Genomic DNA, 14203 nt, shown 5'->3' with positions numbered 1-14203 from the left:
ACCCTATTTCAATTCCCACTAATTTTTTTCGAAGCTTTCAGAATTTGGGACATGAAAGCTGGCGCTTGCGGGTTTTCGGGCGCTTCGGCTTGGATTCCAGCGGCGCGAAAACGTAGGAAAGTGAAATCTCGTGTGCCCCGCCGCTACCTGCGCCCAATGTAGAAATCGTGAGGTCATAGCTATAACCGATCGAAAATTTATCCTGACGATAGCCGGCCAGGAAAATAAGCGATTCGTGGTTGTTGATATTCTGCTCGTATTTCTTGAACGGAATCCCGCGGTACCACAAACCAAGCACGAGCGGCTCGACGGTTACATACATCCCGGCATCGAACTGATCATATTTTCCCTGTTTTTTATACATGATCGCCGGCGAAATTGTCTTCTCCTTGTCTATTTCGTCGCCCAGGAACGTGTAACCCGCAAACGGAATGCGTAAACCGGCCTGCAAGCTGGCCTTTACCGGCAAACGTGCTTCGGTCAGACTTGAAAATGCCTGATTGGGCCTGTTCAGGTGATGCGCTGAAATTCCGGCCCAGTACCAGTCCGAATACAGCATCGCTCCGGCACCAAAATCGGCATAGAAAACGTTCGGGCCGCCCTTTGCGAACGGGTCTTCCGATGGTTGGCCCGTAAGTCCGCCATTATTGTATTGGTCTCCAAAAGTCAGTCCGAAATAATCGAGTGTGCGCGAAGCTATGCCCCCTTGGATCCCGAGCCGTAGCGAGGTCAGTTCATTGAATTGAATCTGATAGGAATATTGCAGGGCCGCCTCTGTCGATTTGAGGTTTCCAAGGCCCTGGCTGTCCATTGTCACCAGCACGCCTACGCCACTATTGAAATTAGGCAGAAACACATCCGCTCCGATAGATGTCGTCACAAAATTCGCCGACAGGGATGGCCATTGATTCCGGTAATTGATGGTAGCGCGCGGTGCCAGTGCCCCTCCGGCAAGCGCGGGGTTCAGGTACAACGGGTTCGCGTAGAACTGCGAAAATTGCGGGTCCTGGCTCCAACCTTTCAGGCAAAGCAGTGTCAGTAGGAAGAGAGGAAGTAAACGCTTGATCATAGATTTATTGGCTTGCCGCTTCCTGAAAAACGGCCCCGTTCCGGGCTCAAAAAATTTACCTGATTAATTTCACAAAATATCCTCAAATTGCGTATTAATATTCAAATTAGAGTGGTTTTCGCGACATTACCGCACAAAATTTTAACATTTTATTTTCGTTAGTAATGTCGGGTAACTTGAATATTCTATGAGACGGCCAGGGGTGTTTGAACAAGTAACGAAACATGGGGCGATTTTATAATAGGTACCAGCACTTTTTTTATGTCCTCTGCCTGCTCATGCTATTAACCGGCATGCGCACGCTGGCGCAGACGCCCTTTTTGGTTCAGGGACAATGTATGCAAAACCCGGATTGCGAAGCGGACTCTACTTCGTTCAGGGATACCGTCAGCACGGCCAGGGCATGGCGGTGGAGCTTCGGTGAAGGCGGAGCAACCGATACGCGCCGCAATCCGCAACATTCTTACATGGCCCCAGGCGCCTATACGGTGACGCTCGTCCGTACGCTGCAAAACGGGGCGCAGGAAACAGTGTCCAAGGTCGTCAATATCGGCGAGCTCCCGCCGCAGTTCCAGCAATGGCGCCAGGATACGACCATTTGTAAGGGCGATACGCTCATTCTCGATCCCTATCCCAACGGTGCGCCGGCCGGTGCCAAATACATCTGGTATCCCAAAGGCGATACGACACAAACGTTAAAAGTTGACAGTTCAGGCTGTTACTCCGTAGAGGTTATCATGCCCAACGGCTGTAAAATCCAGGATCGTATCAACGTCAAGATCTGTATGGAGCCGCAAGCGCAGGAAGGGTCGAAATGGTACTTCGGTGGTAATGCAGGCCTGGATTTTTCGAATACGCCGCCAAGTCCGCTTACCGACGGCAAGCTGAATACCCCGGAAGGGACGTCGTCCATTGCCAATTCTAAGGGCCAGCTGCTGTTTTATTCCGACGGTATCAAGATATGGAACAAGAACGGGGACGAAATGACGTGTACCTTCGGCCCCTGTGCACCCATGAAGGGCAGTCCGAATTCCACGCAATCGGTACTTATTGTTCCCCAGCCAACTTGTAAAGGCTGCGAGTACCTATATAATGTATTTACGACATCGGATATCAATGGCGAAAAGTTGCTGACGGTAAGCGTTGTGGATATGCGCAGGAATAATGGTTTAGGGCAAATCATCGAACAAAACACTACCCTGCAACAGCCTACCACCGAGCGCATCGCCTCCGTCCGGAACGACCGAGACAGTACCTACTGGGTCGTCTCGCACGATTACGGCACCAATAAATTCCGCATTTTCCACGCCACCACCGGCGGGCTCGTCGAAGTATCGGCACCTGAGTTGGGAATGGCGCATGACAGTACCAACAAGGCCGAGGGTTATATGAAATTCTCGTCGCCCGACAGTACTACCGGCGAACGCCAACTGGCCGTGGTAATTCCGGGACCGGCAAGAAACTACGTGGAGCTATTCAGTTTCAACGACTCGACAGGCACATTGACCTACAAAAAAACCATGGACCTCGGCCCCGCGCCGCCTATTGCCTATGGTATCGAATTCTCTCCGAGCGGCGAAAAAATGTACGTATCATTCCAGGGTGAGAACGGCACGAAATCGCTTTTGAAACAATACGACCTGTCCTTGCCCGACAGCCTTGTAACGGCAACAGCCATTACAATCGACAGTTCCGCGACGCAGAAATACGGCGCCCTGCAATTCGGGCCGGACGGCAGGATTTACATGGCCATTGAAGGCAGCGAATACCTTGCTGTGATCGGCGAACCGGAAGGCAACTCATTGACCGGCGTCGATTATGAGCGCGACGGCGTAAATCTGGGCGGCAAAAAGAGCCAGCTAGGCCTTCCGAATATGGTACAGGACTTCACCCAGGAATCACAAGGACCTGGCTTCGAGGCGGATGGATTTTGCACCAATGAACCTACCATCTTTCAGGCCAGTCCGATGTGCGACCCTATCGAAGACACCTATTCGTGGGATTTTCTTGGAAATGGCCAGTTTACCGCACCTTCCAAGCAACAGCAAGCTACTTATACCTATACAAAGCCCGGCACTTACATGGTAGCCATGCGCGCTACCAATAAATGTACGGATACCACAATCGTACAGGAGGTTACCATTTACGAAACACCTTCGAATATCGATCTCGGCCCCGATAAAGACACTTGCGGCGCCTATGTGCCTCTCGATATGAAAGTGAATGCAGAGGTATACGCGTGGATCAATCGTGGACGGGTCGTAGGTCGCGGACGTACCTACAATGCCACTTCAACCGGCCGCTATATCGCCATCGCATTCAATGGTCCGCAAGGCGACTGCTATGCGGCTGATACCATTGAAATCACATTGCGCAAACCACCGGCCTTCTCTATCGGGCCCGATACTACATTATGCCGCGACAGCTCCATCGTACTGCGCGTTCAAAGCGACCGGTGGATCGAATATAAATGGAGTACCGGCGAAGACACCCGCGAGGTGACGATCAGCCAGCCGGGCCAGTACAGCGTTGTGGTCAAGGATCGAAACGATTGCTACAATTCAGACACGATCCAGGTGGGCGAACGGCCTTCTCCGATCCTCGGCCTGGCGCCGGAGAATTTCATTTGCATTCCGGATGGCCAGTCGGTGATCCTGGACGCTGGCGGGCAGGGGCCGTATTCGTACCTGTGGCCTCACTCGGGCGATACCACGCGGACCATCACGGTCAACCAGGAAGGCAAGTACGTCGTCCGCGCTACCAACAAAGAAGGCTGCGTTACAGAGCAATCCACCGAAGTCGTCGATAAATGCGAGCCTCGTTTCTTTATACCCGATGCATTTACACCCGACGGCGAGGGGCATAATGAGATTCTGGAAGTGTTCGGGGCATATTACACCAACTTCTCGATGCGCATTTACAACCGCTGGGGCGAGGTCATTTTTGCTACTACCGACATCGAGGCGCGCTGGGACGGCACCTACAAGGGCCTGAAAGTGCAGCCGGGAAGCTATCCTTATATCATTTCCTATGAAGCACTTTATTATCCCGAACGTGCGCCCATCGTGAAGCGCGGATCGGTGATGGTGATTCGCTAGGCTTTCCTTTTGCAGATTAAAACAGTTATTTTTGGTTAATATTATTCAAACCAGCTGCCGTTGAAACGGTCGGCTGGTTTTTTCAACGTCTATTCAACCGACTATGCGCCAGGATTATCTGTCCGGAGATAAAGAAAATCTTTCAAATACCGATAAAGACATCGAACGGGCGTTGCGGCCGTTGTCTTTCGAGGATTTTACCGGACAGGACAAGATTCTTGAAAACCTGAAAATATTCGTGCAGGCGGCCCGCCAGCGGGGCGACGCCCTCGATCACGTGTTGCTGCACGGCCCCCCGGGATTAGGCAAAACCACATTGTCGAATATCATTGCCAATGAGCTCGGTTCGGGCATTAAAATCACCTCTGGCCCCGTACTCGACAAGCCCAGCGACCTTGCCGGCCTGCTTACGAATTTGCAGGAGCACGATGTCCTCTTCATCGACGAAATCCACCGGCTGAACCCGATTGTGGAAGAATATCTGTACTCGGCGATGGAAGATTATAAAATCGACATTATGCTGGACAGCGGCCCGAACGCACGCAGCATTCAAATTGGCCTGAACCCCTTCACGCTCATAGGCGCAACTACGCGCGCGGGCATGCTCACCTCGCCTCTACGTGCGCGGTTTGGGATTAATGCACGGCTGGAATACTACGATGCACAACTGCTGTCGTCCATTCTGAAACGTTCCGCTTCGATATTGGGAACCCCGCTGGAAGACGATGCTGCATTTGAAATCGCCCGGCGCAGCCGAGGGACCCCGCGTATCGCTAACAACCTGCTTCGCCGGACACGCGATTTTGCCCAGGTGAAAGGTAACGGGCGCATTACGGTAGCCATTGCCGAAATGGCTTTACAGGCGCTCGATGTGGATCAAAACGGTCTGGACGAGATGGATAACCGCATTTTGAGCACCATTATCCAGAAATTCAAAGGCGGGCCGGTGGGGCTGTCGACCATTGCGACGGCTTGCGGTGAAGAAGCGGATACCATCGAGGAAGTGTACGAGCCATTCCTGATCCAGGAAGGTTATATCAAACGAACCTCCCGGGGCCGTGAAGTGACCGAAAAGGCATTCAGGCATCTGGGCATTCTGCCCCGCCATCGCTCCGGCGAACTCTTCTGAGTTTTAAGTTTTTAAGAAGTTTTTACATTGACATACAACATAAACGTGAAAATTGTAATTTTGCGGTAAATTAGCGTGACCGCCTCTTATGATCGAAGTACTGGTTTCCGAAAAGTTGGTAGTGAGAGTGCCCTGTGCTGTGATTGAACATGATGGAAAAGTACTTGCCGGGCAACGGAGCGCGGCCTTGTCCTTCCCTCTCCAATGGGAATTTCCCGGCGGAAAACTCGAAAAAGGCGAAACAGACGAGCAGGCGTTGTTCCGTGAAATCATGGAAGAGCTCAATGTAAGTGTCGAGATCGTCGATAAACTTCCCGAAACTTCCAAAGATCAGGGCTGGCGCGAGATCGTGCTGGTACCGTTTGTGTGCAAGGTGGATAGTACCGAATTTGTACTAACCGAGCATGAACAAATCCTCTGGATGGACCCGGCCGACCTTCCTACCCTCGACTGGACGGAGGCCGATCTGAATGTGATCCAGAATTATTATGATTACCTAGCGGCTAAAAGTTAACCGCTTTCCCTTCACCGTTTCATCGAACCGCCCATTCTCATAAACCAGGTGCCCCGACACAAATGTATGGGTAACGCGTGAGTGGAATTCCGTGCCTTCAAATGGCGACCAGCCGCATTTGGAATAAATATTCGATTTATCAACCCGGGTCGTCGCATTCAGGTCCACAAGGATTAAATCCGCCCAATAACCTTCCCGAATATATCCGCGGCCGTTGATGTCGAAAAGGTCGGCCACGGCATGACTCATTTTTTCGGCCACCCGGTCAATCGAAATCTTACCGGCCTTGCTCAATTCCAGCATTACATTCAATGTATGCTGAACGAGCGGTAACCCGGACGGGGCCTGCCAGTAATGCTGCGCTTTTTCTTCAATGGTGTGGGGCGCGTGGTCGGTTGCGATTACGTCTATGCGATTATCGAGAACAGCTTGCAGAATGGCCTCTTTATGATGTGGCGCTTTAATGGCCGGGTTACATTTGATTTCGTTACCTAATCTACGGTAATCCTCCGCATCGAACCACAAATGATGGACACAAGCCTCGGCCGTAACAAGTTTTTGCCGGCCGTCGGCGAGCAGGATTTTGCCGTCACTGCGGTTTCCTACTTCGAATAAATGCACCTCGTCACCGGTTGAAATGTGGAGAATATGAAGCCGGGTACCGTGTTTGTGCGCCAGTGAGCTGGCAAAAGTGGATGATTTCAGGCACGCTTCCTCGTTCCGGATCAATGCGTGAATGTCATAGGGTACATCGTCACCGTATTTATCCTTGAAATAGGCCATTCTGGCTTTTACGGTCGGTTCATCCTCGCAATGTGTCGCGATAATGCAGGGCGCATTGGCAAAGAGCTTTTCCAGTACGTCGGGTGCATCCACGAGCATATTGCCCGTTGACGATCCCATGAAAATCTTGATACCGCATACCTGCGAGGGGTCGGTGCGCATTACCTCGTCATAATTGTCGTTCGAGGCGCCCATGAAGAAGGAGTAATTAGCCAGCGAAGTATTTGCCCCGATCTGGTATTTGTCTTCGAGCAACTGCTGTGTCAATGTATTAGGAACCGTATTGGGCATTTCCATGAAGGAAGTAACGCCGCCGGCCACCGCTGCTTTCGATTCGGTATAAATACTGGCTTTATGTGTAAGACCAGGTTCGCGGAAATGCACCTGATCGTCTATTACGCCGGGCATGAGGTAGAGCCCCTTCGCATCAATCACCCTGTCCGCCTGCACATGCTGCAAATCCCGTTCGATTTTTTTAATGTGACCATTTTCAATTAGTACGTCTAAATACTGAACCTGGCTCTCGTTTACGACCTGGGCATTTACGATCAGCGTTGTCATAGGCGGCGATTGGTGTTTTGTCGTGCAAAGGTATTCAGACAGGTTGATATTCACCTTTAAAAATTGGAAAAATGAACCTGAAACAACTTCTCCGCGATTTCGCCGACCTGCTTTTTCCCCGATGCTGCGAAGGCTGTGACCGCACGCTGCAGGGTAACGAGGCCACGATCTGCACGCTTTGCCGGATATCGTTGCCGCGCATTGGCACAGGCGGCCTTAACAGTGAATCCTTGCAGTTCAAGTTTGTCAACCTGCCGGAGGTTTTATCGACCCATTCTTTCCTGCTTTTTACAAAAAGAGGGAAGGTCCAAAAGCTGCTGCATGCTTTGAAATATAAAGGAAACAAGGATGTAGGGTTGTTGCTCGGACAAATGTTCGGGCAGGAGCTGAAAGCATCGGGGCATTTGCCGGACGCGGAGGTCATCCTGAGCATCCCGCTGCACAGCGCAAAGCGAAAACAACGCGGTTACAACCAAAGCGACCTGCTTGCGGAAGGCTTTTCGATGGCAACCGGCATTCCATGGTCGGGGACGGCCCTCGAACGTGTTAAATATACAGCCACACAAACAGGCAAAACCAAAATGGAGCGGAGGGAAAATGTGCAAGGTGTATTTTCGGTCAAGCCGGGTTTTGCCCCCAAAAGTGTAATGCTGATAGACGATGTACTCACAACAGGCGCCACGCTGGAAGAATGCGCCAGAACATTACTAACGACAGGCTGCGAGGAATTTCATATCCTGACTATCGCATTGGCACAGCATTAAATCCGAAAAGCCGCCATTCGGAAGAACAGCGGCTTTTCGGATTGGCATTATCTGAGACCTTACTCTTTGTGAGTTCCGGTAGCGATCATCGCGCAACGGAAACCAACCATCGCAGTAGCGGAGTCCTGATCCATGTAGCGGCGTGTGCCCGGCGACAACCAGTAAGCAACGTCGGCCCATGAACCACCTTTGTAAACTCTCAGCCTGTCGTCGATCATCGAGTTATTGTTCTTGGTATCGTAGTTTTTGGCTTCGTCCTGATAACCGTCGCGACGGAAAGAGTTCAGGTCGTTTACGTCGGAGTTTGAAAGCGGACGGTATACGTCGTAAACCCATTCGCTTACGTTGCCGGCCATGTCGTAAAGTCCGTTATCGTTAGGCGGATACGACCTGATTTCCTGCGTAATGATCGCACCGTCATTGGATTTACCGGCGATACCCGCGTAGTCACCGGGACCACGTTTAAAGTTTGCCAGCATAGTCCCCTGCTTACGGCCGCGTGGCTGGCGCATTGTAGAACCATCCCATGGATAAATTCTCGAATTGGCCTGGTTCTCGTCGGAATACTGTGTCCCGATCATCGCCATAGCGGCATATTCGAACTCGGCTTCTGTCGGCAGGCGGTATGGAGGCATTACATAACCGCTCTCGATGCGAAGTTGTGGTGCCGGAGCATCGGCCGCAGCGACTGCCTCGCCTTCTGCTTTTTTCTTTTTACCGAAGGAGAATCCTTTTTTCTTACCACCACCTGCGGCAGCCGCGCCCTTAGCGTTGTTTGCCTGGCTTACGGCGGCAGTACGCCATGTACAATAGTCATTGGCCTGCACCCACGATACACCAACCACCGGATATAAGCGGAAGCCCGGGTGGCGCAGATACATCGTTACGTAGGAATCATTGAAAGACAATTCGTTATACCAAACGTTTGTGTCAGGAAGCGCCTTGCTGTAAAACTCTTCCGAAGAGTCCTTCTGAACCGCATTCAGGTATTCGAGATAGTGAACATTCGCCACTTCCGTCTGGTCCATGTAAAATGACTGGATACTGACGGTCCTTTTGGGGTTATCGCGACGCATCATGACATCCTCTTCCAACGAACCCATCGTAAACCGGCCACCTTCGATGTATACAAGGTCAGGACCGGCCGGCAAAGCTTTGTATTGCTTCACTTCGAACCCGTCTTTACCGTTATAAGCCAAACCCGTTTTCGAGCTGGTTTTACCAGGTTTCAAGCTGGTTGGCTTCTTTTTACTACACGCAGTTGCCGCTAATAACACAATCAGAATCAACGCGATCGACCGGGTACCCATCTTTTGCATGCAAATCATTGCTTTAAAGTGACTTAAGTGTTTGGTATTTTATAGTATGCGAAACCGCAAATGTATGAAATCAATCGGTATTATTTTTAAAAATCAATTATCAGGTCAATGAGGCCTTTTATCTACCGGGTCATTTCCATTAGAATCTGGCGTGCCTGATCAATGCTTTTCACGTCCTCGCAAATCAGTATCAGCTTGCCCTTCTGGTCTTTAAGCGAAATTTGCCTGGGGTGTTTTTTAATATAATCGATCACCTGCCCAAACTTCGCCGACTGAAAGAATTCGTCATTCTGCGAAGTAACGAAGTACCCTTTCATCGTATTGCTTTTCAAAGTCAGTTTTTCAAACTGTAAAGCCTCTGCTTCCCAGCGCAAACGGACCGTTTTCAGCAAGTCCTGCACCTCATGCGGTATCGGGCCGAAACGGTCGAGCACTTCCTGCTCAAACTTACCGAGTTCCTCCTCTGTCGCAATGTTATCGAGGCGGGTATATAACGACAGTCGTTCTGAAATATTTTTGACATAATCGTCCGGTATAAGCGTCGCGAAATCGGTCTCGATCTGTGTATCGGGCACCAGATTCTTTGGCAGGCTGATTACGCCTTCAAACAGGTCTTTAAACTCATTACTTTTCAGCTCCTGGACCGCCTCGTCGAGCATTTTGTGATACAATTCATACCCCAGATCATTCACAAAACCACTTTGCTCGGCCCCTAGCAGGTTACCGGCGCCACGAATGTCGAGGTCACGCATGGCTACCTTGAAACCGTCGCCGAGATCGGAAAACTCTTCCAACGTCTGTAAACGTTTGCGTGAATCACTGGCCAGTGTCGATGCCGACGGCGTCAGCAGATAACAGAATGCCTTCCGGTTGGAACGTCCCACACGCCCGCGCATCTGGTGAAGGTCCGAGAGCCCGAACATGTGCGCGGAGTTGATGATGATGGTATTCGCATTGGCAATATCGATGCCGGATTCGATAATGTTTGTGGAAACAAGAATATCGTATTCGCCTTCGATGAAGTTCATCATCACTTTTTCCAGCTTATCACCATCCATTTGTCCATGCGCTACCCCAATACGAACATCCGGAACGAGGCGCAGGATAATATTCGCAATGGATTCGATGTCATTTACGCGGTTATGCACGAAGAACACCTGCCCGCCACGCTGCACTTCAAAACTGATGGCATCGCGAATGAATTCCTCGCTGAATGTATGCACTTCGGTTGTAACCGGCTGGCGGTTTGGCGGCGGCGTGGCGATTACCGAAAGGTCCCGCGCGCCCATGAGGGAGAAATGCAACGTCCTTGGAATAGGCGTCGCGGTAAGTGTGAGCACATCCACGTTAACACGCATTTCTTTCAGGCGGTCTTTCGCTTTTACACCGAACTTCTGCTCTTCATCGACGATCAGGAGGCCCAGATCCTTGAATTTGACATCCTTATTCAAAATCCGGTGCGTCCCGATCAGAATATCGATTTTTCCCTCTTCGGTTTGCTTCAATGTTTCCTTGATCTCCTTAGCCGATTTGAAGCGGTTGATGTACCCGACCCGCGCCGGGAAATCGGCCAGACGTTCGCTGAATGTCTTGTAATGCTGCATCGCGAGAATGGTCGTAGGAACGAGCACTGCCACCTGCTTACTGTCACAAACCGCCTTGAACGCGGCGCGGATCGCTATTTCGGTTTTGCCGAATCCCACATCACCACAAACCAGCCGGTCCATCGGGTGGGCCTTTTCCATGTCTTCTTTCACATTGGCGGTAGCCGTTGCCTGGTCTGGCGTGTCTTCATACAAAAAGGAAGATTCGAGCTCCACTTGCAGGTAATTGTCCTTCGAGAACGGGAAACCGGGGGCCTGGCGGCGTTTGGCATACAATGCGATCAGCTCGTGCGCAATGTCTTTCAGCTGTTTTTTAACTTTCGACTTTTTAGCCTCCCATTCACCCGAACCCAACTTGCTCATAGCGGGCGGCGTGCCTTCCTTGCCGGTATATTTGGCGATTTTGTGCAAGTTGTGCACACTTACGTACAGTAAGTCGTTGTCCCGGTAAATCAGCCGCACCGCCTCCTGCTCCTTGCCGTTCACGTCCTTACGCTCCATGCCCGCAAAGCGTCCGATCCCGTAATCGACATGCGTTACAAAGTCACCTACCTGCAAGGATTTCAGCTCTTTCAAGGTCATAGCCTTCGATTTGCTGAATTTTTCTTTCAGACGGTATTTATGAAAACGCGCGAAAATCTGGTGATCGGTGTAACACGCCACTTTCAGATTGTCGTCCACAAAGCCTTCGCGTAACGAAATGTTCATTGGCCGGAACTTAACGAATGGATCGAGGTCCTCGAATATTCTTTCCAGCCTGTCGAGCTGCTTGGGCTGCTCGGCGACGATGATATTGATGTAACCTTTGTTCTGGTTTTCGGACAAATCGTCCAAAAGCCTTTTAAAATCCTTGTTAAATGAAGGCTGCGGCTTCGACGAATAAGGCAGCTTTGTTTCCGTTTTGAAATAGAATTTCTTGCCGAACTCGACAGTTTTGAATTTCTTGACCTGGTTCAAAAACCCTCGACGCGTTTCAAAAAGCTCCTGGGGGTTCGAAACAACCTGTACGCCTCCGCCGGTAACTTCTTCGAGCGCTTTTTCAGCTCTTTCAAAACATTTTTCGATGACTTCCAACGTCAGCTCCGCGTCCTTGAACCAAATGGTGGTATCGTCGCCGAAGAAGCTCAAAAACGAATCGCGCGTTTCATGCGAGAGCTTTTGCTGGATGTCGGGAACGATGTTGATTTGCTTCACGCTCTCGATCGAAAGCTGCGTGTCGGGGTCAAAAGAACGGATGCTCTCCACCTCATCCCCGAAAAGCTCGATCCGGAACGGGTGTTCGTTCGCAAATGAAAACACGTCGAGGATCCCCCCGCGAACCGAGAATTGCCCGGCCTCGAATACAAAATCGGTGATTTCGAAGCCATAACTATTCAAAAACTCCGTCAGAAACGCGGGATCGAGTTTTTCGCCGACCTTTACGGAAAAAGTATTCGCCCGTAGCGAGCGCTTGTTGATTACCTTTTCAAACAATGCCTCGGGATAGGTCACAATCTGGACAGGTGCGCTGCGGCCTGCGCTCAGTTTGTTCAAAATCTCGCCGCGCATGAGCACGTTGGCGTTGTCTACCTCTTCATAATGGTAAGGCCTCTTGTAGGAAGTCGGGTAAAAAAGCACTTCCGTCGGCCCCAGCAGGTTCTGCAAATCATTCTGAAAATAAGCGGCCTCCTCACGGTCGCTCAAAATATATAATGCCGCTGTTTTTTTCCGGTGCTGCATTGCGGCCGCGATAACCGCGTCGAGGCTTCCCACCAATCCCTTGATCTGCACATGTGCTGCCTCAGCATCCTTCGAAGCGACTTGCGTGCTCAGCACATCCAGGTAACTGTCGCCTCCGTATAGTGTCAATAAGTCTTTAACTTCCAATTATATTCCAATGCTGCGCGGCGCTGGCCGCAGTGAATGTAAACGCAAAAAGCCGTTTCGGGGAATTTCCCGACCGGCCAAAACTCATAACAACAGTCGTACCAATTTTGTTGCTCTTCTGTTCGAATCGCAAAAATAGCCTGAAATAACCCGGCGTAAAAATCCGGAATATCATTTTATTTTTACCTTTCCGATGAATTCCCTCATGACCGACTGGCTCAACCAACCCCTTTCCCTGGCCGGATTAGCGACCACAATGCTCGAAATACTGGGTTTTGTAACGGGCGCGATCTGCGTTTACCTCAACACCCGCCAGAATGTACTCGGCTGGTTTTTCGGAATTGTCAATGCGGTGCTGTACGGCGTTGTTTTCTGGCAAGTGAGATTGTACGCCGATATGGGTTTGCAGGGCTATTACTTCCTGACGAGCATTTACGGCTGGTGGATATGGAAATTCGGTGGGCAGAATCACGACGGCGTGCATGTAACCCGCACACCCGCGAAACTCTACCCCGTTTTCGGATCGATCTTTATTGCCGTAACCCTCTCCTGGGGCTTCCTGCTTGGCCGGTTCACCGACGCGAGCCTCACATACGCCGATTCCGCATTAACGATCGCCAGCCTGATCGGCCAATGGATGATGGCGCGAAAGTATCTCGAGAACTGGATCGTCTGGATCGTCGCCGACACGGCTTATGTGGTTATGTATTTCTACAAAGACCTGCATCTCACGGCAATTCTGTACGCGGTGTTCCTCGTGTTAGCGGTTATGGGGTATGTGCAGTGGCGCCGTGACGTTGTCAGGCATAGTCAGGGATGGTCATGAAGAGTCAGGTAATAGTCAGGTGTGGTCAGGCATTGTCAATTGTTGTCATGAACGGTCATTATCATCGGTTTAAATCTCTTCCTTATAATGTCAATATCGAACAACACCTGACCATAAGTGACAATATCTGACCATAAATGACCACACCTGACAACACCTGACTACGAATGCCCCACCCCGGCAACATTCGACAAAGCCGACGTCCCGAACAAGAATACTGTATCAGTCGAGCGTATCGAACGGTATTTCCTGATCTTCGAGCAAGGTACGCATGCGCTGAGAATCCTGGAAAACGATTTGCAATTCCTTTTTTGCTACGCCTTCTTCCTCTTCGTCGAGCCATTTCCAGTCTTCGGCGGTGGCATCGAAAATGTCGATGATTGTCAGCAGCTTTTCTTCCGACTTTTCCTTTGAAAGCCACGCCCCGGAATTTTCAATGTAGATAATTACCTTTTTCTCATCGATCCATTCGAGATCGTTGAGCATTTCATCGAGCGCGTCAAGGTTTTTGCCGGAGTAATCCGGGAAGTGCATGGCAGCGGCGATTGCCTCGTGAAAATCTTTGACAGACGTTGCCTTGTTTCCATCAATGTGGGCTATGAATGCGCCCAGGAACGTTTTACGTACATCGGATTCTTCCCGGGCCAACAGGAAGTGTGTGTTTTTCATA

At 50.7% G+C, this 14203-nt stretch carries 10 protein-coding genes; 5 read left to right on the top strand and 5 right to left on the bottom strand.

The window, feature by feature from the left end:
- Nucleotides 1–37 precede the first annotated feature (37 nt).
- On the bottom strand, nucleotides 38–1069 hold the full coding sequence (locus ABV298_RS14525) for a type IX secretion system membrane protein PorP/SprF (protein WP_353722785.1): 1032 nt from the start codon (nucleotides 1067–1069) through the stop codon (nucleotides 38–40).
- A 293-nt stretch (nucleotides 1070–1362) separates the two neighbouring features.
- On the opposite strand from ABV298_RS14525, the gene ABV298_RS14520 reads away from it, so the two are divergent.
- From ABV298_RS14520 to ABV298_RS14510, 3 genes are all read left to right on the top strand, one after another.
- Nucleotides 1363–4167, top strand: a complete 2805-nt coding sequence (locus ABV298_RS14520; RefSeq protein WP_353722784.1) for a PKD domain-containing protein — start codon at nucleotides 1363–1365, stop codon at nucleotides 4165–4167.
- A gap of 103 nt (nucleotides 4168–4270) precedes the next feature.
- Nucleotides 4271–5296, top strand: coding sequence for a Holliday junction branch migration DNA helicase RuvB (gene ruvB, locus ABV298_RS14515; protein WP_353722783.1), 1026 nt, complete (start codon nucleotides 4271–4273; stop codon nucleotides 5294–5296).
- 88 nt (nucleotides 5297–5384) lie between these two features.
- Nucleotides 5385–5810 carry a (deoxy)nucleoside triphosphate pyrophosphohydrolase gene (locus ABV298_RS14510; RefSeq protein ID WP_353722782.1) on the top strand — a complete coding sequence of 142 codons (426 nt, stop codon included), beginning with the start codon at nucleotides 5385–5387 and terminating at the stop codon, nucleotides 5808–5810.
- On the opposite strand, the gene ABV298_RS14505 is transcribed toward ABV298_RS14510, so the two are convergent.
- Nucleotides 5793–7154 carry a dihydroorotase gene (locus ABV298_RS14505; protein WP_353722781.1) on the bottom strand — a complete coding sequence of 454 codons (1362 nt, stop codon included), beginning with the start codon at nucleotides 7152–7154 and terminating at the stop codon, nucleotides 5793–5795. The genes ABV298_RS14510 and ABV298_RS14505 overlap by 18 nt on opposite strands.
- A gap of 71 nt (nucleotides 7155–7225) precedes the next feature.
- Between ABV298_RS14505 and ABV298_RS14500 the strand changes: the two genes are divergently transcribed.
- A complete protein-coding gene (locus ABV298_RS14500; protein ID WP_353722780.1) occupies nucleotides 7226–7918 on the top strand; it encodes a ComF family protein in 693 nt (230 codons plus the stop codon).
- A gap of 59 nt (nucleotides 7919–7977) precedes the next feature.
- On the opposite strand, the gene ABV298_RS14495 is transcribed toward ABV298_RS14500, so the two are convergent.
- A complete protein-coding gene (locus tag ABV298_RS14495; RefSeq protein ID WP_353722779.1) occupies nucleotides 7978–9237 on the bottom strand; it encodes an SUMF1/EgtB/PvdO family nonheme iron enzyme in 1260 nt (419 codons plus the stop codon).
- Between the two features lie 122 nt (nucleotides 9238–9359).
- Nucleotides 9360–12707: a transcription-repair coupling factor gene (gene mfd / locus ABV298_RS14490; RefSeq protein ID WP_353722778.1), complete on the bottom strand. Its 3348-nt coding sequence runs from the start codon at nucleotides 12705–12707 to the stop codon at nucleotides 9360–9362.
- Between the two features lie 193 nt (nucleotides 12708–12900).
- Here mfd and pnuC point away from each other — a divergent pair, with 193 nt between their 5' ends.
- Complete coding sequence (gene pnuC / locus ABV298_RS14485; protein ID WP_353722777.1) at nucleotides 12901–13533, top strand: nicotinamide riboside transporter PnuC; 633 nt, start codon at nucleotides 12901–12903, stop codon at nucleotides 13531–13533.
- A gap of 222 nt (nucleotides 13534–13755) precedes the next feature.
- Here pnuC and ABV298_RS14480 read toward each other — a convergent pair whose 3' ends face one another.
- Complete coding sequence (locus ABV298_RS14480) at nucleotides 13756–14202, bottom strand: barstar family protein (RefSeq protein ID WP_353722776.1); 447 nt, start codon at nucleotides 14200–14202, stop codon at nucleotides 13756–13758.
- Nucleotide 14203 lies beyond the last annotated feature (1 nt).

The organism is Dyadobacter sp. 676 (assembly GCF_040448675.1).
Classification (GTDB): Bacteria; Bacteroidota; Bacteroidia; order Cytophagales; family Spirosomataceae; genus Dyadobacter.
The sequence above is the reverse complement of the archived record's forward strand: the minus strand, read 5'-3'. Positions and strand labels throughout refer to the sequence as shown.

Bases quoted from the DNA above. Each gene is read 5' to 3' on its own strand.
- ABV298_RS14510 (WP_353722782.1), top strand. From the start codon at position 5,385: ATGATCGAAGTACTGGTTTCCGAAAAGTTGGTAGTGAGAGTGCCCTGT.
- ABV298_RS14505 (WP_353722781.1), bottom strand. From the start codon at position 7,154: ATGACAACGCTGATCGTAAATGCCCAGGTCGTAAACGAGAGCCAGGTT.
- pnuC (WP_353722777.1), top strand. From the start codon at position 12,901: ATGAATTCCCTCATGACCGACTGGCTCAACCAACCCCTTTCCCTGGCC.
- ruvB (WP_353722783.1), top strand. From the start codon at position 4,271: ATGCGCCAGGATTATCTGTCCGGAGATAAAGAAAATCTTTCAAATACC.
- ABV298_RS14495 (WP_353722779.1), bottom strand. From the start codon at position 9,237: ATGCAAAAGATGGGTACCCGGTCGATCGCGTTGATTCTGATTGTGTTA.
- ABV298_RS14500 (WP_353722780.1), top strand. From the start codon at position 7,226: ATGAACCTGAAACAACTTCTCCGCGATTTCGCCGACCTGCTTTTTCCC.
- ABV298_RS14525 (WP_353722785.1), bottom strand. From the start codon at position 1,069: ATGATCAAGCGTTTACTTCCTCTCTTCCTACTGACACTGCTTTGCCTG.
- ABV298_RS14520 (WP_353722784.1), top strand. From the start codon at position 1,363: ATGCGCACGCTGGCGCAGACGCCCTTTTTGGTTCAGGGACAATGTATG.
- ABV298_RS14480 (WP_353722776.1), bottom strand. From the start codon at position 14,202: ATGAAAAACACACACTTCCTGTTGGCCCGGGAAGAATCCGATGTACGT.